Annotated in this window: 22 protein-coding genes; 10 read left to right on the top strand and 12 right to left on the bottom strand. The window is 51.9% G+C overall.

The features are described from left to right. The first annotated feature begins 42 nt into the window (after positions 1-42). Genes KNP72_RS09310 through nagE form a run of 3 tightly spaced genes read left to right on the top strand, consistent with a single transcriptional unit; the run spans position 43 to position 2883 of the window. Positions 43-531, top strand: a complete 489-nt coding sequence (locus KNP72_RS09310) for a PTS sugar transporter subunit IIA (RefSeq protein WP_251130266.1) — start codon at positions 43-45, stop codon at positions 529-531. A gap of 19 nt (positions 532-550) precedes the next feature. Then, positions 551-1399 carry a PRD domain-containing protein gene (locus tag KNP72_RS09315; RefSeq protein WP_021067982.1) on the top strand — a complete coding sequence of 283 codons (849 nt, stop codon included), beginning with the start codon at positions 551-553 and terminating at the stop codon, positions 1397-1399. Further along, complete coding sequence (gene nagE, locus KNP72_RS09320; RefSeq protein ID WP_214718632.1) at positions 1396-2883, top strand: N-acetylglucosamine-specific PTS transporter subunit IIBC; 1488 nt, start codon at positions 1396-1398, stop codon at positions 2881-2883. The genes KNP72_RS09315 and nagE overlap by 4 nt, the downstream gene beginning before the upstream one ends. 290 nt (positions 2884-3173) lie before the next feature. Here nagE and htpX read toward each other — a convergent pair whose 3' ends face one another. Both htpX and KNP72_RS09330 read right to left on the bottom strand, forming a co-directional pair. Then, positions 3174-4055: a zinc metalloprotease HtpX gene (htpX, locus tag KNP72_RS09325; protein WP_286038398.1), complete on the bottom strand. Its 882-nt coding sequence runs from the start codon at positions 4053-4055 to the stop codon at positions 3174-3176. Positions 4056-4076: 21 nt separating this feature from the next. Further along, positions 4077-4625 (bottom strand): LemA family protein, encoded by a 549-nt coding sequence (locus tag KNP72_RS09330; RefSeq protein ID WP_021067978.1) that lies wholly within the window; start codon positions 4623-4625, stop codon positions 4077-4079. A gap of 137 nt (positions 4626-4762) precedes the next feature. Between KNP72_RS09330 and KNP72_RS09335 the strand changes: the two genes are divergently transcribed. Together KNP72_RS09335 and KNP72_RS09340 are read left to right on the top strand one after the other, a co-directional pair. Further along, positions 4763-5191 carry an NUDIX hydrolase gene (locus KNP72_RS09335; protein WP_214718634.1) on the top strand — a complete coding sequence of 143 codons (429 nt, stop codon included), beginning with the start codon at positions 4763-4765 and terminating at the stop codon, positions 5189-5191. 14 nt (positions 5192-5205) lie between these two features. Further along, positions 5206-6390: a M20 metallopeptidase family protein gene (locus tag KNP72_RS09340; protein WP_251128952.1), complete on the top strand. Its 1185-nt coding sequence runs from the start codon at positions 5206-5208 to the stop codon at positions 6388-6390. 10 nt (positions 6391-6400) lie between these two features. Here the strand turns inward: KNP72_RS09340 and KNP72_RS09345 are convergent, their stop codons facing one another. The 5 genes from KNP72_RS09345 to KNP72_RS09365 all read right to left on the bottom strand — a co-directional run bounded on the left by KNP72_RS09345 (position 6401) and on the right by KNP72_RS09365 (position 10190). After that, positions 6401-7729, bottom strand: a complete 1329-nt coding sequence (locus KNP72_RS09345) for a hemolysin family protein (RefSeq protein ID WP_214718636.1) — start codon at positions 7727-7729, stop codon at positions 6401-6403. Between the two features lie 91 nt (positions 7730-7820). After that, positions 7821-8297, bottom strand: a complete 477-nt coding sequence (locus tag KNP72_RS09350; RefSeq protein WP_214718638.1) for a DMT family transporter — start codon at positions 8295-8297, stop codon at positions 7821-7823. Positions 8298-8308: 11 nt separating this feature from the next. Then, positions 8309-8980: a Crp/Fnr family transcriptional regulator gene (locus KNP72_RS09355; RefSeq protein ID WP_214833013.1), complete on the bottom strand. Its 672-nt coding sequence runs from the start codon at positions 8978-8980 to the stop codon at positions 8309-8311. 11 nt (positions 8981-8991) lie between these two features. After that, entirely contained in the window at positions 8992-9417 is a 426-nt protein-coding gene (locus tag KNP72_RS09360) for a DMT family transporter (protein WP_214718641.1), read from the bottom strand. A gap of 113 nt (positions 9418-9530) precedes the next feature. Further along, positions 9531-10190, bottom strand: a complete 660-nt coding sequence (locus tag KNP72_RS09365) for a type 1 glutamine amidotransferase domain-containing protein (protein ID WP_021067971.1) — start codon at positions 10188-10190, stop codon at positions 9531-9533. Between the two features lie 371 nt (positions 10191-10561). Here KNP72_RS09365 and KNP72_RS09370 point away from each other — a divergent pair, with 371 nt between their 5' ends. Then, on the top strand, positions 10562-11668 hold the full coding sequence (locus KNP72_RS09370; RefSeq protein WP_214718643.1) for a glycerol dehydrogenase: 1107 nt from the start codon (positions 10562-10564) through the stop codon (positions 11666-11668). Positions 11669-11687: 19 nt separating this feature from the next. Here the strand turns inward: KNP72_RS09370 and KNP72_RS09375 are convergent, their stop codons facing one another. Next, positions 11688-12158, bottom strand: a complete 471-nt coding sequence (locus tag KNP72_RS09375) for a hypothetical protein (RefSeq protein WP_214833015.1) — start codon at positions 12156-12158, stop codon at positions 11688-11690. A 61-nt stretch (positions 12159-12219) separates the two neighbouring features. Then, the gene (locus tag KNP72_RS09380; RefSeq protein ID WP_021067968.1) at positions 12220-12438 is read right to left on the bottom strand and encodes a hypothetical protein; all 219 of its coding nucleotides are present in this window, start codon (positions 12436-12438) and stop codon (positions 12220-12222) included. Between the two features lie 208 nt (positions 12439-12646). Here KNP72_RS09380 and KNP72_RS09385 point away from each other — a divergent pair, with 208 nt between their 5' ends. Together KNP72_RS09385 and KNP72_RS09390 are read left to right on the top strand one after the other, a co-directional pair. Next, positions 12647-13486 carry a M15 family metallopeptidase gene (locus KNP72_RS09385; protein WP_214833017.1) on the top strand — a complete coding sequence of 280 codons (840 nt, stop codon included), beginning with the start codon at positions 12647-12649 and terminating at the stop codon, positions 13484-13486. A gap of 78 nt (positions 13487-13564) precedes the next feature. Next, positions 13565-13900 carry an antibiotic biosynthesis monooxygenase gene (locus tag KNP72_RS09390; protein ID WP_214833019.1) on the top strand — a complete coding sequence of 112 codons (336 nt, stop codon included), beginning with the start codon at positions 13565-13567 and terminating at the stop codon, positions 13898-13900. On the opposite strand, the gene KNP72_RS09395 is transcribed toward KNP72_RS09390, so the two are convergent. Beyond that, on the bottom strand, positions 13883-14584 hold the full coding sequence (locus KNP72_RS09395; RefSeq protein ID WP_214833021.1) for a CBS domain-containing protein: 702 nt from the start codon (positions 14582-14584) through the stop codon (positions 13883-13885). The genes KNP72_RS09390 and KNP72_RS09395 overlap by 18 nt on opposite strands. Before the next feature lie 111 nt (positions 14585-14695). Here KNP72_RS09395 and KNP72_RS09400 point away from each other — a divergent pair, with 111 nt between their 5' ends. Then, positions 14696-15424, top strand: coding sequence for an AzlC family ABC transporter permease (locus KNP72_RS09400; RefSeq protein WP_214718656.1), 729 nt, complete (start codon positions 14696-14698; stop codon positions 15422-15424). After that, entirely contained in the window at positions 15421-15723 is a 303-nt protein-coding gene (locus KNP72_RS09405; RefSeq protein WP_214718657.1) for an AzlD domain-containing protein, read from the top strand. The genes KNP72_RS09400 and KNP72_RS09405 overlap by 4 nt, the downstream gene beginning before the upstream one ends. A gap of 36 nt (positions 15724-15759) precedes the next feature. On the opposite strand, the gene KNP72_RS09410 is transcribed toward KNP72_RS09405, so the two are convergent. Together KNP72_RS09410 and KNP72_RS09415 are read right to left on the bottom strand one after the other, a co-directional pair. Further along, the gene (locus KNP72_RS09410) at positions 15760-17238 is read right to left on the bottom strand and encodes an HD-GYP domain-containing protein (protein WP_214718658.1); all 1479 of its coding nucleotides are present in this window, start codon (positions 17236-17238) and stop codon (positions 15760-15762) included. A 112-nt stretch (positions 17239-17350) separates the two neighbouring features. Further along, positions 17351-19138: a mechanosensitive ion channel gene (locus KNP72_RS09415; protein WP_214718659.1), complete on the bottom strand. Its 1788-nt coding sequence runs from the start codon at positions 19136-19138 to the stop codon at positions 17351-17353. Positions 19139-19243: the final 105 nt, after the last annotated feature.

Here is a 19243-nt window from a genome sequence, read left to right on the forward strand (position 1 = left end):
GTTTTTTCACAATCATTTTTCAAGCGAAAGGATGATTCGAAGATGTTATTGAATAAGTGGATGAAGAGACATACACTGACACTTTATGCACCCATGGAAGGAGACATCATTCCACTTGAGGAAGTGACCGACCCTGTCTTCAGCGAGAAGATGATGGGCGACGGGATTGCCATCATGCCGACGAACGGAACCGTCGTCGCCCCGGCTGATGGGACCATCGTCCAAGTCGCACCGACGAAGCATGCCATCGGGCTCCGTTCGGGAGACGGAGCTGAAATTTTGATTCATGTCGGACTAGATACGGTCGAGCTTGCGGGAAGCCCGTTCGATGTCCACGTCAAAGTCGGTGACACGGTCACGACCGGACAGCCACTGTTGACGGCCGACTTGGAACAAATCCGACAAGCCGGAAAAGACACGGTCACCCCAATGGTCATCACGAATGGAGGAGCTTTGGAACAGCCCTACTCGTTCCATGCAGGCGGCCCATCGCTTCCTGGGAAGACCGTCGTCGCTCAAGCGGGACAATGACTCCTCGATAGGAGGACACATGTTAAAAATCAAAAAGATTCTAAACAACAACGCGGTCATCGTCTCAGATGAGGGTGAAGAGAAAATCGCCATCGGACCGGGCGTCGCATTCAAGAAGGCACGCAACGATATCGTCAATCCGCATAAAGTTGAAAAGCTGTTCGTCATGTCGGAGAACGATAAATTTCAACAACTGCTGACGCGGATTCCAATCGAGCACTTCACGATTTCAGAAGAAATCATTTCGCATGCGGAAAAACGGCTCGAGACGACGTTCAACGAACACATCCATATCGTCCTCACCGATCACATCTCATTCGCCATCGAGCGCGAGCAAGAAGGCATCTCGCTCCGAAATAAACTGTTGAACGAGATTAAGATTTTATATCGCAACGAGTACGAAATCGGACTATGGGCGCTTCACCTCATCGAGGACAAACTCGGCGTCAAGATGCCGAAAGATGAGGCGGCCTTCATCGCGCTGCACATCCATACACTAAAAGTGAAGGGAGGTGATTTACGCAAGACGGTCAAACAGACGACAATCGTACGTGACATGATTCAATCGATTTCGAGACGACTCGATCTATCTATAGAAGAAGATGACTTATCCTATCAACGCTTATTAACTCATTTACGATTCGTCATGGATCGGGTCAACCATTACGATCACCATACGATCGACGAAGATATGCTTCTCATGATTCAAACGAAGTTCTCGTCGGCCTATGCATGTGCGTCTGACGTCGCAAACGAAATGGAAGACTTATACGGCATCGTCTTGCCCGAATCAGAGCTTGGTTATATTACGCTCCACATTCAACGCCTGCAAGATCAACACCATCAAAAAGGAGGAAATTCACAATGATGAACTTTTTACAACGTCTCGGACGTTCCCTCATGTTGCCAGTTGCCGTACTTCCTGCAGCTGCCATTCTCATGGGGATTGGTTACTGGATTGATCCCGTCGGCTGGGGTTCTGAAAACATCGCCGCCGCATTCTTGATCAAAGCCGGTGCAGCCATTATCGATAACATTCCAATTCTCTTCGCAGTCGGGGTCGCCCTCGGAATGGCGAAAAACCGTGACGGCTCAGCCGCTCTAAGCGGACTTGTCGCCTTCCTCACGGTCACGACGCTCTTGTCTTCGGCTACTGTCGCCTTGTTCCAAGGTATCGACGTCGAAGCCGTCAACCCAGCATTCGGTAAAATTGCCAACGCGTTCGTCGGGATCTTGTCAGGTATCGTCGCCGCTCAAATGTACAACCGCTTTAGCCATGTGAAGCTTCCAGACGCGCTCGCTTTCTTCAGTGGTAAGCGTCTCGTGCCAATCATGACGGCATTCTCGATGATTCTCGTCTCGGTCGCCCTTTACTTCGTCTGGCCGGTCGTTTACACAGGACTCGTCGGATTTGGGGAAACGATCTCTAAAATGGGTGCAATCGGGGCAGGCCTTTACGGCTTCTTCAACCGTCTGTTAATCCCAACTGGTCTTCACCACGCCTTGAACTCGGTATTCTGGTTCGATGTGGCCGGTATCAACGACATCGGTAACTTCTGGTCAGGCGAAGGCGTGAAAGGAATCACTGGTCGATATCAAGCTGGATTCTTCCCAATCATGATGTTCGGTCTTCCGGCAGCAGCCCTCGCCATGTACCACACCGCGAAAACAAAACGTAAAAAACAAGCGGCCTCGCTCCTTCTCGCCGCAGCGTTCGCATCGTTCTTCACAGGTGTCACGGAACCGCTCGAATTCTCGTTCATGTTCCTCGCACCAGTTCTCTACCTCGTCCACGCGGTCTTGACAGGGGTTTCCCTCTTCATTGCGGCGACGTTCCAATGGACGGCCGGATTCGGCTTCAGCGCTGGTCTTGTCGACTTTGTCCTCAGCTCACGGTTACCGCTCGCGAACCAGCCGTACATGTTGCTCGTCCAAGGTCTCGTCTTCGGTGCCATCTACTACGTCATCTTCCGCTTCATGATCGTCAAGCTCAACTTGGCAACGCCAGGCCGTGAGTCAGACGAAGCGGTTGACGCGGTCGCAACGGAAACGACTCCTGAAGGCGAAACGAAGACGGCTCCAGTCGCTGTCGGCGGTCAATATTCAGCGATGGCAGCCACGATTTACGACGGTCTCGGCGGCGATCAAAACGTCACAGGCATCGAATCGTGCGTCACGCGCCTTCGTGTCGATGTGAAAGACATGGATACGGTCGACCAAGCCCAAATCAAGAAAGCAGGCATCCCTGGTATCAAGGTTGTCAGCCCGAACCACATTCAAGTCATCGTCGGAACAAACGTCCAATTCGTCCTCGAAGAGATTGAAAAACTCCGGAGCCATCGCGCCGGGTAACTGACGAAAGCCACCTCGCGCGCGAGGTGGCTTTTTACTGCCTTTGCTCATATGTTAGTTCAGCTCTTCTTTTTGACTGACATCAACATCAGCGAAACCGTGACTGAGTAAATCAATAAGAAGATGACAATGCCTAACTCAAGTGCCGACTCAAACATGAAGTCCCCTCCAATCCGTCCTCTTTTTACTATCATTCCCATTCACTATTCATACAAACTGGGTATGTGAAATGGGCTGATCCGATTCACGTACAAAGGCCCTCTTCCTAAAAAGAGGACCTTCGTTATGCACTACATACTTCGCAGTCTGGCAATCCGTTCATCCGGGTTCGGGTGCGTGGAGAACAGACCGCTCAGCTTTTTCTTGAGCGGGTCTGAAAAGTAGAGCGACGCCGAGGCACGTGAGGCTTCCTTCACCGGTGTCTGGATATTGGCGATTTTCTCGAGCGCCGATGCGAGGGCATCCGGATTACGCGTCAATTCGGCCCCGCTCGCGTCCGCCAAAAACTCACGATTCCGTGAGATGGCCAAGTTAACGAGCGTGGCAATGAGCGGTGCGAGAATCAACAACACGAGCCCGACAATCATAAAAATCGGGTTTTGGTTGTTGTCGCGACGGCCGCCGACGCTGCGGAAGAACAGCATCCGCGACCCGATATCGCTCATGATGGCGATGACCGAGACGAGGGCGAGCGTCACTGTCGCCAGTCGTACATCGTAATTTTTGATATGGGCGACTTCATGGGCGATGACGCCCTCGACTTCTTCTCGCGTCAACTGGTCGAGCAGTCCGGTCGTCACGGCGACAGCTGCCTTTTCTGGTTTCAGGCCGGTCGCGAACGCGTTCGGTGACGCATCGTTGATGATGAAGATGCGCGGCATCGGGACGCGCGCGACCATCGCCATATTCTCGACGGTGTGCCAGAGAAACCGGTGCTGGTCGACCGAAGTGATCTCTTGGGCGTGGTTCATTTTCATGACGATGTTCGTGCTCGACATGATGACGATCCCGATATAAAACAGCGAGAACACCGGCGTGAAGATGAGGCCTGGGAGCGGGTCACCATAATTCAAATACGAGATGACCACCCCGACGCCTAAGACGAGAAGGACGAATCCGGCCACGATGAACACGGTCTTGATTTTATTTTTGCGAATCTGTTCATATAAAATCATCGTCGCCACTCCAATCCATTAGAATGAAACACGCACGTTTTCGCGTTCTTCTTCACGAGCTTCGAGCATGTCGCGTTTTTCGAAGTTGTGAACGGAGGCGATGATGTTTGTCGGGACCGATTCGACTTTCGTGTTATATTTCATGACCGTATTGTTATACAACTGTCGTGAGTAGGCGACTTTATTTTCAGTCTGCGTCAGTTCTTCTTGAAGCATCTTAAAATTCTCGTTCGCTTTCAAATCTGGATATGCCTCACGGAGAGCGAACAAGTTTTTCAGCGCGCCGCTCAATTGATCGTTCACTTCCATCTGTTCTTGACGGCTCGTCTTCGACCCGAGCTGATTCCGGAGCTCAACGACTTTCGCAAGCGTCTCTTGCTCGTGTTTGGCATAGCCCTTCACCGTTTCGACCAAGTTTGGAATCAAATCGTAACGCCGTTTCAACTGTACATCAATCTGTGCCCACGCCTCGTCGACCCAGTTTCGATATTTGACAAGTCCGTTGTACATCGAAAAATAGACGAACGCCAAGACAACGATAATCCCAATTGCGATAATCCAACCCATTTCGACACCTCATTTCATGATTTTCTCCTGTATTAATTCCCTCTCGTCGTATACCATAAGCATAACTTCGGAAAATATAGTAAATGATTCATATCTACAGTGAGCTTCCTCACGATTTCATACAAAGGAGTGTCACGATGTCTATTCCATCTATCGTCGTCGCTGTGAAGGCAGTGATTGTGCAAGAAGACCGGCTCCTCATCATTAAACGGGCAACCGATGATGAAATCCATCCTGGCACGTGGGAGCTTGTCGGCGGCAAGCTCGATTTTGGTGAGACGCTCGAACAGTCCCTGGAACGGGAAGTATTCGAAGAAACTGGGCTACGCGTAACGATTCAACACTTACTGTACGCCACGACATTTTTGACCGACTCGAATCGTCAAGTCGTTCTGATGACGTACTGGGCTCATCCCGTCGCAACAACCATCACTCTCTCTGAAGAGCATAGCGATGCCAGATGGGTGACGGCTGATGAAGCACGACAGATGTTACTTCAACCGATTCTCGATGATTTGGATTCACATGACGTATGGACCTTGATTCAAACAAAAACAATCAACTGACAGGAGTGCTTGCTATGCTTGTGACTGACCTCGATTCCCGATTGACTGAATTATACGAAGAGATGGTGTCGCTTCGACGCCACTTCCACCAACATCCCGAACTCTCGTTTGAAGAACGGGAGACACCGCGGACGATTGCGGCCTATTTACGTGAGCTCGGGCTCGATGTGCGCGAACACGTCGGCGGCAACGGTGTCGTCGGACGGATTCATGGCGGTGACGGTCCAACCATCGCGTTTCGTGCCGACTTCGATGCGTTACCGATTCAAGATTTAAAAGATGTTCCGTATCGTTCAAAAGTAAACGGCTCGATGCACGCTTGCGGTCATGATGCCCATACGGCGACGCTGCTCGTCCTAGCGAAAGCCCTTACGGAAATCGATCTTCCCGGAGATGTCGTCCTCATCCATCAGTTCGCGGAAGAGCTCGCACCAGGCGGGGCCAAACCAATGATCGAAGATGGCTGCCTCGATGGGGTCGACTACATTTATGGTTCTCATATTTGGACGCCGCTTCCATTCGGCACGGTTGGTGTGAAGACCGGACCGATCATGGCGGCGGCCGACCGGTTCGAACTGACCGTCAAAGGCAAGGGAGGTCACGGGGCCATCCCGCAACACACGGTCGATGCCGTCATGGTCGGAACCAATATCGTCAGCCAGTTGCAACAAATCATCAGCCGCCGCATCGACCCGCTCGAACCGGCCGTCTTGACCGTCGGCACGTTCGTCGCCGGTCAAGCGTTCAACGTCATCGCCGATGAAGCAAAGCTGTCTGGCACGGTGCGAACGTTCACACCGGAGACGCAAACACGCATCATCGCCGAGATGGAGCGCACCATTGCCCACATCTGCTCGGCCAGTGAGGCACATTATGAGCTCGAGTACATTCGTGGCTATCCCGCCGTCATCAACCATGCGACCGAGACCGACCATGTGCGGCGCAGTGCCGCACGTGTCGTCGGAACGGATGGCGTCATCGAGATGGCACCGCTCATGGTCGGTGAAGACTTCGCCTACTATATGCAACACGTTCCTGGTAGCTTCTTTTTCACAGGGGCTGGCAACCCGGAAGTCGGTGTCGTATTCCCGCACCATCACCCTCGGTTCGATGTCGATGAACGGGCGATGCTGCATACTGCCCGCATCCTCATGCAGGCGGCGTTCGAGACGTGGAACACGCACAAAAAAGAAGACTGACGCCGCGGCGTCAGTCTTCTTCTATTTCGGTTGCTGGCAATTCAGATACGAGTACTTGGTCGACACGTTTTCCGTCCATATCGACGACTTCGAACCGGAGTCCGTACGCCTCGACGACATCACCTCGCTTCGGGAAGTCCCCGAGCGCGTAAATGACGAGACCGGCAAGCGTATGATACGAGCTTCGTCCTTCATCGAAACGATTATCTCGAATCCCGAACGTCCGTTTTAAATCTTCAATTCCGAGGAGGCCGTCTGCCAAGTACGATCCGTCTTCACGGCGCACGACTTCCGGCGTCTCTTCTTCGATCATCACTTCGCCGACGATTTCTTCAAGGATATCGAACAACGTGACCATTCCGAGGAATCCACCATACTCATCGAGCACGAAGGCGATCTCGACGCCGTTCTTTTGCATCATCTGCAAGACTTGGCTCGCTTCTCGCTGTTTTGGCACGACGAGCGGTTGTTTGATTCGTTTCAAGATTTGCGATGGCTCCCGAAGCGTCGGCAAGGTCAAAATATCGCGGACATCGATATAGCCCACGAATTCATCGAGCGTATCGCGACCGACCGGGAGTTTATTGTGTTTACTCTCATAAATCGATTTCTTGATATCGTCCATATCATCTTCGAGGTCGACCCATTCGAGCGTCGTCCGCGGCTGCATCAACTCATAAATCAACTGGTCATGGAACGCAAACACGCGCTCGACCTGTTGTACTTCTTCGTGAGCGAACGCCCCTTGTTGGGCCCCTTCGAATAAGAGCTGTTTAATCTCGAGCTCCGTCTCGCCACTCGATTGTTCTGCTTTCAAGCCGAGCAGTTTAAAGAGGAACAACGTCGATTTCGATAAAATCCAAATGAACGGTCGCATCACTTTGCTGAACACGTCCAGCGCTGGAATGATGGCCATCGTCACTTTTTCCGGTGCAACGAGGGCAATTCGTTTCGGCACGAGCTCACCAATGATGAGCGACAAGTATGTGATGAGCGTGACCACGACGACGTAACCGACGGTCGGTGCGTATTGGGCACTCATTCCGAGCTCCGCGAACAATTCGCCGAGCGGTGCCGAGAAACGCGCACCCCCATAGGCACCGTTAATGATCCCGATTAACGTGATTCCGACTTGGACCGTCGATAACAGGTCGGTCGGATCTTTTGAATACTTGAGTGCGATTTCGGCACTGCGCTTACCGCGGTTCGCCTCGACTTCAAGTTTGGCCGGTTTAGACGAGATGAGCGCGATCTCCGTCATCGCGAAAATCCCGTTCAACACAATCAAGAATAAAACAATCAGTAAATCGATTACTATGGAAGAATCCACCGTTTTCATCACCTCTACGTATATTTCGTACTGCTTCCCTCTCTATCCTATCAGAGATTCGTTATCCACCTGTACCCGTTTTGCTCAAAAAGAAGCCACTTCAACGTGAAGTCGCTTCGTTTGAACTTTCTTGCTGAAGAGCCGTTGCTTGTGACTGCTTGAAGACGATGACACCGAGAAGTAGCACCATCAGTCCGATGACCTGACCTGGGGACAATGACAACTGTGGCATTCCGAACGCTCCGGACAAGTCGACACCAAGTGCCCAAATCAATTGAGAGACGAGAATAATCGACACTGATAAGGTCGGTCCGAGCAATTGAATGCTTCGCATGACACAGAAGACGACACCGACACCGAGCAGACCGCCGAGCGCGTAAATCGGAGAGATATCAAACAGTCCCTGCAGATTGCCGCCAAATAAAATGAGTGGGATCAGCGAACCGATTAGCCCGACAATAAAGACGAGCACCGTCGTCGCCCAGGCGCCTAAATAGATGTTCATTTTTGCATTAACCGCCGCTTGGACACTAATGAACGCACCGGCCACTGCCGAACAAATAATTCCTACTATCATGAATTGCCTCCTTATTCGTACAACATGCCATTGGCACGTTCTTTTAATCGAGTCGCATCTAAAATCGTCACTTGCGTCCGTGTTTTCTCGACGAGTCCCTCATCCGCGAATGCCTGTAACGTCCGGTTCAAATGGCGATAGCTCGTCCCGAGCCATTCCGCGACTTCTTTTCGCTTCAACTGACTCATCTCATCTTGGAACAACTCATTCCCTGACTCGCTGAGCGAGACGAGATAACCCGCCAACCGTTCTTCGAGCGTCGACATGAGATGGTTCGATGAGGCGTTCGCCTCGATGAACAACTTATCAGACACGCCGCGGAGAAGGTGCTCCGTAAATTCAATCGTCCTGTTATGTGTGCGCAACACATCGAATGGGATGCGCAGACACGTCACCGGGCCGACCGTCTCGACCGTGTGGAGCACGTTGCGTCCACTCGCATATTCGATATCTCCAATCAACGTCGGAGCCATCTTTAAACGCAGTAAGCGCAACTTGCCTTCCTCGCTTAACGTATAGATTTTGACACGTCCCGACAACACGACGAAGAGTGACTCAATCGGGTTACCATTCGTGCAGAGCATCGCCCCGGACGGATAGGTCATGATTGTCGACGCCTCTAACGTTTGTCCTGAAAACAGATGGGCCCACCCGAGCCGTGCTAACGCTGTTTCTACTCTCATCTGGCTCCTCCTTACGTGAACGTGTAAATCCCAATCCCGATGATCATTAAAGCGAGCCCCATAAGCTGACCTTGATTGACAGGTTTCTGCTTCACACCGAACCACCCGTTCACATCAATCAAGAATGCGCCAATCAATTGGGCGACGAGCAAGACGCAAATGGCCCACGTGACACCGAGCTGTTGAATGGCTGTCAATTCCCCGAAGACGACGAAGACTCCGAACAACCCGCCGAGGCTGTAATACCAAGGCACGCGCCGAAACGCTGTCAAATCTGCATCCCGTTTGAACGCATAAATGAGGAGTGCGAGCACGAGACCGACGAGATGGACGACTGTGACCGACAACCAGGCGCCGACCGCGTAACCGAGCTTAGCGTTAAAAATACCTTGCAGCGCGATGAACGTGCCCGAGAGCACGGCAAATAAAATTCCCAAACAAGTTCCCCTCCTATCTCCTCGTCTGACTGTACGTGAGATGGAGCGCTTTGAAAAGGACATATGTCCGAAAAAAAGACAGCTTAGAAATGATTCCTAAGCTGTCGTTACGATTATCCAAGCAATTTGACGATTTCCGCGCCGACTTGTTCTGACGACTGCGGGTTCTGACCCGTGACAAGGCGCTCGTCCACGGCTACATTGACGGCCCAGTTGTCGGCGTTATCGAATTTCCCGCCGCGCTCACGCATTGCTGATTCAAGTAGGAACGGCACCGCTGAGTCGAGCTGCATCTCGCGCTCTTCTGCGTCCGTGAACCCTGTCACGCGCTTGTCTTTGACGAGCGGTTCTCCGTTACTTAACTTGACGTTGACGAGACCGATCGGGCCATGACAGACGGCTGCGACGACGTTTCCACCTTCATACGTGTCACGGATGACACGCTGTAGCGTCTCACTGTTCGGGAAGTCAACGACCGTCCCATGTCCACCCGGAAGGAAAACAGCGTCATACGTGTCATCCGCCACTTGATCAAGTCGGGCTGTATCTTTCAATAGATGCTGCGTATCCAACACCTCTTGCGGCAATTCGCCCTCTAAGCTGTTCGCATCGATTGGCACGTCTCCGCCTTCGATGCTCGCTACTGTGACTTTATAGCCTTGCTTCTCAAATTGAAGGTACGGTGCAGCAAATTCCTCGAGCCAAAGCCCTGTCGCGTGACCGTTTTCTAATTGATCGGCAGACGTCGTGACAATCAGTACATGTTTAGACATTGAAAATTCCTCCTTCTAAATTAAGCATACGAAAGAGTTGTTCCCGCTCTGGCTCCATTCAAACCTCTGGACCTGCGACGTCGGTCTTTTTTTGACCTGGTCCGATTTTGGAAATGGCGTCCGCCTGCCAATCATCTATACTCATCACATAATAGTAGAAGGGAACGATTGTGATGAAATACGTACTCGATTGGGGATTTCTTGCCGTCGCCGTTTTAATTGTGTTACTCGTGATGATGAGTGGGCTGTGAACGATGTTCAGGTTGGATTCACGGAGCTGTCACAAGGATGACTGTTTGAAGCTAGGGTTGAATCGGGAACAAATCTACTGTTGCCCTATCGCTACCGTTACTTCAGAAAGGATGTTGAATATGTCAGAACGTGTATTTATCAGTCCAGCCAAGTACGTGCAAGGCAAGAATACAATCGATCGGATTGGGGACCATGTCGGTCACTTCGGGTCACAGGCGCTGCTCATCGCCGATGACATCGTCTGGCGCTTGATTGGGGAGCGGGTGACCGATTCACTTAAAGCGAGCGGCGTCAACGCTGAGAAGGCTGATTTCGTCGGGGAGGCTTCGCGTCACGAGATTGAACGGATTGCCAAAGCGGCCGCAGAGAGCCATACCGCAGTCGTCATCGGGATGGGCGGCGGAAAAACGCTCGATACGGCCAAAGCCGTCGCTGACGAACTGGATGCCCGCATCGTGATCGTACCGACCATCGCTTCGACGGATGCGCCGACGAGTGCCCTCTCTGTCATCTATACGGATGAAGGAAACTTTGAGACATATCGGTTCTATAAAAAGAATCCGGATTTGGTTCTCGTCGACACGAAACTGATTGCTGAGGCCCCGGCTCGTTTCCTCGCCTCAGGAATTGCCGACGCGCTCGCGACATGGGTCGAGGTTCGAAGCGTCCTCGCCTTTGGGGGAAAAACGATGGCGGGCGGTGTCCCGACCATTGCCGCGGAGGCAATTGCCAAACGCTGTGAAGAAGTGCTGTTCGATTACGGGATTTTAGCTTACGAATCCGTAAAAGCCAAAGTTGTCACGCCGGCACTCGAGTCCGTCGTCGAAGCGAACACGCTCTTGAGCGGTCTCGGGTTCGAGAGTGGTGGATTAGCCGCTGCGCATGCCATCCATAACGGATTCACGGCCCTGCATGGCGACATTCACCATTTGACGCACGGCGAAAAAGTCGCCTTCGGTACACTCGTCCAACTCGCACTCGAAGGCCGGACGCAGGCAGAGTTTGACCGCTACGTCGCCTTGTATATGGCGCTCGATTTGCCGGTCACGCTTGAAGACGTGAAATTGAAAGATGCTTCCCGCGAGGACATCCTAAAAGTCGGCCAAGCCGCGACCGCAGAAGGCGAGACGATTCATAGCGGATTCGATGTGACCCCAGAACAAGTCGCCGATGCCATCATCGCGGCCGACCGCTACGCCCTCCTGTATCAAAGTAAACTAAGCTAAACAAACGAACGAGGAACGGCTAGTTGAGCCGTTCCTCGTTCGTTCGTTTGCGGGTGACGAAGGAAAACGCCACTCCAAGTGCCATACAACTGACCGTCAAAACGAAAAACGTCAATTGGTTCGCATAAATGATGTTCGTGAACTGATTCCACCCTGACGCATAGGCCGCGTTCTCAGAAGCACGGATGCCTGCGCGGAGCGAAGCGGCCTGCTCGGCGTTAATATAGAAACTGACTCCCGCCATGACGAGACTCCCCACCAAGAGACCGATTCGCGCCAAACGGTTTACCGACGCGACGGTGCGCTGCGCGAGCCGAATCGTAATCCAAATGAACAACAGGACGAACGGCCAACCGACCAGCAAAACGAGTACGTACGGATTCCCCTCGCCCGCCGGTTCCGTATAAGCGGCGGTCATCGTCTCACCTAGCTTAAAAAGCACAAACGTAATGAGCGTGATGATGAACCACGCCTTAATCAATTTATCCATGACAACACCTCGTCCTCAGTATAGCAAAAAAACACCATGCACTTTCGCACATGGTGTCCGGTCAAGCTTTTGGACGGACGGCATAGTAAATCAAGATGACGAGCCACGTCCAGACGCCGGTGAAAATCCCGATAATCCCGATGATGAAGAATCCGAGAGGAATCATCGATTTCGTCCGATTGTAATCTTTCCACATACTCGATAGCCCTTTGATGTTGAAATACAAAAAGGCAAAGAATAGGACAAGCAATAACAATGGTAAACCAAAAATGAGTTCCATATGCGCTCACTCCTTTCGATACTTCGATCCATCTCTTCCCTACACGATAAGTGTATCTTTTTTGGGCTGCCGGCACATCGGGCTCAGGCAGTACACGCTTCAGGTCAAGAGACGGAGACGATTTATCTCTTATTCCCTGATTCGTTATCTTTTCATCATTTGAAAAAAAGGGAAAAGAAGAGCAACGACTCAAAAGGAGGTCATCCTCATGAAACTCATCCGTGTACTCCTCGTCCTGATGCTCATCTTTCCCGTCATATCCACTTCCGCCGCAACCCCGTCACCCCAGCCAGGCTACACGATTAAAACGACGAAACTGTACTGGCGGGCCATGCAAGCGTCCCCGGTCGCCAAGACGCTGTCCACGAACACACCTGTCCGTTACACGATGTATAATCGCAGTTGGTCAAACGTCTATATCGATGGCACACGCTACTATACCCCGTCGAGCAACTTGAAAGCTGGCATCCCGAAACTTGCGCCTGCGGAACGGATTCGACTCGTCAATAAACAACACGGCCTCTCGAGCACGTATCGTTCGCGGCAACTCGTCACGTTGACCATCCCGACCGTCTACACGAAAGGAAGCGAGCGAACCCTCATGGCCGCTGAAGCCGCTCACGCGCTAGCCCTCCTCTATTACGCCGGGCGAAAAGAAGGCCACACGTTGTATGCCCTCAGCGCCTATCGCTCCTACGCCACTCAAAAATCACTTTATACGTATTGGGTCAACACGCGAGGCACGGCCTACGCCTCAAAATATGTCGCCCGTCCTGGATATAGTGAGCATCAAACCGGCCTCGCCGTCGATATGACGAGTGCACGCATGCAGATGGGACTCTATGCCTCGTTCGACCAGACCCCAGAAGGCAAATGGATGCTCCAACAGGCACACCGTTACGGATTTATCGTCCGCTATCCGAAAGGCAGAGAGAAAATCACCGGCTACAACTACGAGCCATGGCATCTCCGGTACGTCGGTGTGAAAGAAGCGACAACGATGAAACAACAAAATTGGACGTTCGAGGAGTGGTGGGCCGAACGTTGATGCGAGCATCTCGAGCGAGGCATCGATCGTGTTCCATGTATAATGAACCCGTACGATATCGCAGAGGAGGACATGTACATGTGGATTGTCATGAACAAACTAGACGTTGAAAAAGGGAAGATTGAGGCGGTCACCGCCCGTTTCCAAACGACGAAAGGCATCGAGTCGATGGATGGATTCATCCGGATGCAGGTGTTGATGGATACATCGGATGAGACGAAAGATCAGGTCGTCATCATGACGACGTGGCGCGACGCGGCGAGCTTTGAGAATTGGCGCGATAGCGGCGCGTATAAACATGCCCACAAAAAACGGGACGACGGCACTTCTGAAGTGAAGCCCATCGTCCTCGGAAACACGGTCACTCAATATGAGGTCGCCATCGAGCACGGCGCCTCAACCGATGACGTATAAAATATCTTGTGGTCGGATAATCCCGAGTAACGGCTCATCTTCTTGTCCCGTCTCGGTAATGAGCAAGGCATCGAGACGGACGCCGTCCTTCATACTAATGAAATGATGGTGCGCCTCGATGATCGACGTCTCTTGCGCGATAAATCGGTACCGTCGCCGGTGCGGGTCGTGTTGGAGTACGTGCTTGACTTGAACGCCTTCGAGTGACACATGCGGCCCGTCGACCGTTTCGGCGAGCCAACTGGTCACTCCTTTTTTCGTCAACAACCCACGCCACGACCCGTCTTGGTTATAGACAGGGAACTGCGAATAATTCTTGTCTCGAATCTCGCCGAGCACGGCGACGAGCGAATCGTCGGCGTCAAACGTCGTCACGATTTTACGGAACAGCGGGATGACTTGACGCGGATGGAGCAGTTCTTTCTCCACTTCGAGAATCAAATTGACGATCGAGTCATGCGGTTCAGCGATGATGAAGTCCGGCTCCCGCCGTTCGTGGACGATGGCGTTCCGCAACTGACTCATTTGATGTAAATCTTCTTTATACCTGTCAATAATCGGATTATGTTTGGCAAGACGGTTAACCATGTTGCTGAAACTGAAATGCTGGCCGTCCCCCATCTCTCGACTCAAGTAATCCTCAATCCGATGATACGATGCGATAAATTCTTCAGCTCGACTCATACATTCACGCTCCTTATCGCCTTTATATACCCTATTTTTTTAGTTTCGAGCAGGAAAGCGTGACCCAATCTCGAATCCACATTAAATCATCTATGAAATGGAGGAGGTCTCATGGCAACCCCGGTCTCTCAAATGACACCGATTCCGAATAAGGACGCCTTCCGTTCTGGCATGCGTGCCGGCATTCCCGTCGCCGTCGGCTACATCCCGATTGCCATCGCCTTCGGCCTGCTTGCGAAATCATTCGATATGCCAAACGTCATCACGCTTGCCATGTCCTTATTCATCTTTGCCGGTGCCAGTCAGTTCATCGGTGTCCAGTTGATTATGGCCGGTTCGATGTATTGGGAGATTATCTTGACGACGTTCATCCTGAACTTACGGCACTTCCTGATGTCGGCGTCGTTGTCCCAACGTCTCGAGACGACCTCGAATCGATTTCTGGCCGCCATCGCGTTCGGCGTGACCGATGAGACGTTCAGTGTCGCCTCGACGCGTGACGAGTCGACGCGCGGCCACTTTGTGCTCGGGCTAAACATGATTGCCTTCTTGGCTTGGAACGTCGGGACATGGATTGGCGTCTTTCTCGCCTTCGGCTTGCCCGCCTCGGTCCAAACGAGTATGGGCATCGCCTTGTACGCCATGTTCATCGGCCTACTCGTCCCATCCCTTACCCGCAAACCGGTCATCGTCGTAGCTGCAATCGCCGTCTTGACTCAAGCCATTCTCTACTTCGGCGTCTCTCCATTCATCCCGCTGTCGTCCGGTTTGAGCATCATCTTGGCCACGATGGTCGCAGCCGGCATCGGCGCTTTCGTATACAAGGAGGATGAGGTATGATCAGTCTGTTTTTGCTCGTCCTTGCCATGGCGTTCGTCACATACATCCCGCGGCTCGTTCCGCTGCTTTGGCTCCGGGACGTCAAGTTGCCGCCGCTCTTGAAGCGATTTTTACTGTTCACGCCTTATGCGGTGCTCGCCAGCCTGATTTTTCCGGGCATCCTACAGGCGACGAACAGTCTCACGTCCGCTTTAGCGGGTGGGATGGTCGCCGCAGCGCTCGCATTACTCCGGGCCAACTTGATGCTCGTCGTCATCGGCGGCATCGCCGGGGTGTATCTCGTTGATGCGTTTCTCTAACAAACAAGTCCGCCCGATTTGGGCGGACTTGTTTGTTTAGGCAGAGACGGCCTGACGTCGTAATTGAACGAACACGTCGACGAATGCGGCATCCCACTGGGTACCACGTCCACTCTCGAGAATCGAGAGTGCTTTTTCGACAGGCATCCCCTTCCGATACGGACGGTCCGATGTCATGGCGTCATACGCGTCGGCAATCGCCATGATGCGACCGAAGAGCGGAATACGTTCTCCGACCAATCCGTCCGGATATCCGCGCCCGTCAATCCGTTCATGGTGAGACCGGACCCCGGCCATAATCGGTTGCAGTGACTCGGGCAAGGCGATTTGATTCAATATATGAATGCCGATTGTCGGATGCTCTTGAATCTGGGCGAACTCATGGTCCGTCAACTTTCCTTCTTTCAACAGCACATCGTCACGAATCCCAATTTTCCCGATATCGTGTAGCAACGCCGATTTGCGGAGCAGTTCAATCTGTTCATTCGGCAACTGAAGTGCCTGCGCCAATTCGACTGAATAGGCGGCCACCCGCTCAGAATGTCCGGCCGTATACGAATCGCGGGCATCGAGTGTCGCGGCGAACAAAACAAATAGGCTATTTAACAGTTGTTCGTTTTCCTGATCACGGTACGTGACGTTCGTCACCATTTGGTTGAACCCGGTGACGAGTTGGGCGAACTCATCGGAGTAAGGGTTGTCGATTGTGTTCAACCGCCCGGCATCCAATGCGGCGACCCCTTCGGTCAAGGCCCCGATTGGACGCTTGATGTTGTCATACAACAAAAAACTACTGAACGTCGCAACTCCGATGATGACGACCAAAATCAAAGCCGCCCACTGCCAATACGCATCGGCTTGTTCTACCGCCGACAGCTGCACTCCTGACGCTAAAATGAACAATGCGACCGGGAAGACCCCGATGACGAGCATGCTAATCAACAACTTCGTTCGGACGCTGATGGACCGATACGTCGCTTGCAGCGGACGTTGATGCAGGCGATGGCTCATCTCTTGCAATTGGAGCAAGAGCGTTTCCACCGACCGGTACGTCAAAAAGAATTCGATAAGCGCGTGTAAGATGGCAATCAAGATGGCGCCGAATGCCGCCAAACCAATCAACCGATACGGGAGGTCGATCCAGCCTTGGTGAATGGCGAACGCCGTCAAACTCATCGCTGGAACGGATAACCCGAATAAGTGCGGACCAAGAATCCGCTTTACCGTCAACGTTGGAAAGTGACTCGTCTGATTGAACGCTTGTTGTAACGCCTCATAGGTCGGTGCATCCGTATGGAACACGTGATAGATAGGACGAATGTGACGCCGATAGAGGAGTAATTCAAGCCCAATCATCGTCATGCCCGACAACCCCATGATGACGGCCAAGATGAGCATCTCGGCCGGGGAAAGACTGAGCGTCTGAAAAATAAACAGACCCCCGACCCCAAACACAGCGATGCCTGATCCCCATATGTAGTTCATAATGAGCGTACGTTGAAACTGTTTGAACATATGTATGTCACTCCTGCCTTCTTACCGACCTGTTTCTTATTATATCGACAAAAGTGACACTATTTTACAGCAAAACAAAACGGGCCCCTGTACAGGGACCCGTCCTTCACTGTTATGGACGAAGTGGACCTTCGTTGTCATCAAGTGAACGGTTATCTTGATCTGGTGTGATGTTGTCATGGAACGGGTTCGGCTCTGGACCGTCTACGTTCGTCACATCAGATTGTGGGGTTTGGGGACGATTCGTTTCGCGTTTCAACTCTTGTTTCGTTTGATTCGCTTCACGTTTCGACTGCTCCACACCTTGTTTCGCCTGTTGCTTCGCAGCTTCGGCTTCTTGATTCATTTGGGCTTTTTCTTGCTCGAGACCTTCTTTCGATACTTCTGTCTCATCAATTCGTTTCTCCGCTTTCTTCAAGTAGCGAGCTGCTGTCTCGCGTCCACCAAGACCGAAGGCAAGACCGAAGGCGAGGGCAACTGCACCGAGGATGAGCAAGAATGCCGTATTGACGATCATTGGCGCGATGCCAAGTTGGCTGATTGCCATGAAGAAAGCGATTCCAAGAATCGCGTATTTCGCGACGTGGCGCAAGACGCTCGGTTGGCCAGCTCCATCTACGAGCACGCTACCGACGAGACGCTCTGCCATGTTCGCGAGCCAGAAACCGACCGCCAAGATGACGATGGCTGCGATGACCATTGGCAAGTATGCGAAGATTGCTGTTGCGAGCGAAGCCATAAAGTCGAGGTTCGCGACTTGAAGTGCCTCTGATACGAACAACAAGATGATGATGATTTGAACGATGGTTCCGATGACTTGTGCAATCGATGTCGATGATGTTGAGCGGCCACCGAGACCCATTTTGCTAGCGAGTGAGTTGACGCCCAAGTTCTCAAGGAGAGACACGACGACACCTTTCAACCACTTGGCAATAAACACACCGGCGAGAATCAAGACGATTGCCACGATGATATTCGGAATCATCGCCAAGACATCATTGAGCATCGAGATGGCCGGATCTGAAATTCCACGAACATCAAGTGCTTCAAGCGCTGAAATCGTGACCGGAATCATAATCAAGATGAAGACGATCGTTCCAACCGCTTTTGCGAGACTTGACCCTTTCACGTAATCAGCCAAGTGAAGTTTCTCGGCGAAGCGGTTAAGACCTGCCGCTTCCAAGAACTTCGTCAAAATATCGCGGACGATTTTCGCAACGACATAACCAATCGCGAAGATAAGGGCTGCAGCGACAAGTTTTGGAATGAAGGCAAGGAAACTGTTCAACAAGTCTTCAAACGGACCGCTGATGCCTCGTAACCCAAGCGCATCGAGTACCGCTGGAAGAGCTAACAATAGGACAAGGTAAAAGACGATATTGGCGACCGTGTCAACCCATTTCGTCTGATTGACACTAGTCGACTCTTGGCCTGTCTTCTCCATCAACTTGTTCAAGTTGAGACGATGACCTGCCATTTGAATCCCTTTCTTCAAGAGCGTGGCGATAATCCATGCGACGAGCAGGATGAGACCTGCTTTAATCACGCCTGTGATCAAGCCAGAGAAGCCGGCATAGATTTGACTGAACGGTTGAGCGACAGCTGGTACGTTCAAGAATTCAAAGATAATTAAGAATGCGAGAAGCAGTACGCCGAAGAAGACGACTTTTGCGATGATGCGTTCAGGCGTCCACCGCTTTTCCTCTCTTCCAGGCTTTCCGGGTTCACCTTCTTGTTTTACCCCTACACGGTCGTCAAGACGTGCTTTGCGAAGCGCTTTGCGCGTCACATTTTCAAGAACTTTCGCCAAAATGAATCCGACGACAAGAATGACCAAGGCAAGCAAAAGCTCAGGCAGCCATGACATGAATGTGTTGAAGTTATAAGTAGTATCGTTCATTTAACATCTTCCTCCAATCTCTTTTTGAAATGATTTCATTTATTTGACTCTTTGTATAAATACCAACATTTTCATCTGCCTAAACCTTGCCATTTCCTATTCCTC

Origin of the sequence: Exiguobacterium sp. s152 (genome assembly GCF_018618335.1) — a bacterium.
GTDB lineage: Bacteria > Bacillota > Bacilli > Exiguobacteriales > Exiguobacteriaceae > Exiguobacterium > Exiguobacterium chiriqhucha.

Excerpts from the sequence above, each read along its gene's own strand:
- KNP72_RS09370 (WP_214718643.1), top strand. The coding sequence starts at position 10,562 with ATGTCAGAACGTGTATTTATCAGTCCAGCCAAGTACGTGCAAGGCAAG.
- KNP72_RS09380 (WP_021067968.1), bottom strand. The coding sequence starts at position 12,438 with ATGGAACTCATTTTTGGTTTACCATTGTTATTGCTTGTCCTATTCTTT.
- KNP72_RS09350 (WP_214718638.1), bottom strand. The coding sequence starts at position 8,297 with ATGATAGTAGGAATTATTTGTTCGGCAGTGGCCGGTGCGTTCATTAGT.
- KNP72_RS09400 (WP_214718656.1), top strand. The coding sequence starts at position 14,696 with ATGGCAACCCCGGTCTCTCAAATGACACCGATTCCGAATAAGGACGCC.
- KNP72_RS09415 (WP_214718659.1), bottom strand. The coding sequence starts at position 19,138 with ATGAACGATACTACTTATAACTTCAACACATTCATGTCATGGCTGCCT.
- KNP72_RS09310 (WP_251130266.1), top strand. The coding sequence starts at position 43 with ATGTTATTGAATAAGTGGATGAAGAGACATACACTGACACTTTATGCA.
- KNP72_RS09330 (WP_021067978.1), bottom strand. The coding sequence starts at position 4,625 with ATGGGTTGGATTATCGCAATTGGGATTATCGTTGTCTTGGCGTTCGTC.
- KNP72_RS09390 (WP_214833019.1), top strand. The coding sequence starts at position 13,565 with ATGTGGATTGTCATGAACAAACTAGACGTTGAAAAAGGGAAGATTGAG.
- KNP72_RS09375 (WP_214833015.1), bottom strand. The coding sequence starts at position 12,158 with ATGGATAAATTGATTAAGGCGTGGTTCATCATCACGCTCATTACGTTT.
- KNP72_RS09410 (WP_214718658.1), bottom strand. The coding sequence starts at position 17,238 with ATGTTCAAACAGTTTCAACGTACGCTCATTATGAACTACATATGGGGA.
- KNP72_RS09340 (WP_251128952.1), top strand. The coding sequence starts at position 5,206 with ATGCTTGTGACTGACCTCGATTCCCGATTGACTGAATTATACGAAGAG.
- KNP72_RS09365 (WP_021067971.1), bottom strand. The coding sequence starts at position 10,190 with ATGTCTAAACATGTACTGATTGTCACGACGTCTGCCGATCAATTAGAA.
- KNP72_RS09405 (WP_214718657.1), top strand. The coding sequence starts at position 15,421 with ATGATCAGTCTGTTTTTGCTCGTCCTTGCCATGGCGTTCGTCACATAC.
- KNP72_RS09345 (WP_214718636.1), bottom strand. The coding sequence starts at position 7,729 with ATGAAAACGGTGGATTCTTCCATAGTAATCGATTTACTGATTGTTTTA.
- KNP72_RS09395 (WP_214833021.1), bottom strand. The coding sequence starts at position 14,584 with ATGAGTCGAGCTGAAGAATTTATCGCATCGTATCATCGGATTGAGGAT.
- KNP72_RS09355 (WP_214833013.1), bottom strand. The coding sequence starts at position 8,980 with ATGAGAGTAGAAACAGCGTTAGCACGGCTCGGGTGGGCCCATCTGTTT.
- KNP72_RS09335 (WP_214718634.1), top strand. The coding sequence starts at position 4,763 with ATGTCTATTCCATCTATCGTCGTCGCTGTGAAGGCAGTGATTGTGCAA.
- KNP72_RS09385 (WP_214833017.1), top strand. The coding sequence starts at position 12,647 with ATGAAACTCATCCGTGTACTCCTCGTCCTGATGCTCATCTTTCCCGTC.
- KNP72_RS09315 (WP_021067982.1), top strand. The coding sequence starts at position 551 with ATGTTAAAAATCAAAAAGATTCTAAACAACAACGCGGTCATCGTCTCA.
- nagE (WP_214718632.1), top strand. The coding sequence starts at position 1,396 with ATGATGAACTTTTTACAACGTCTCGGACGTTCCCTCATGTTGCCAGTT.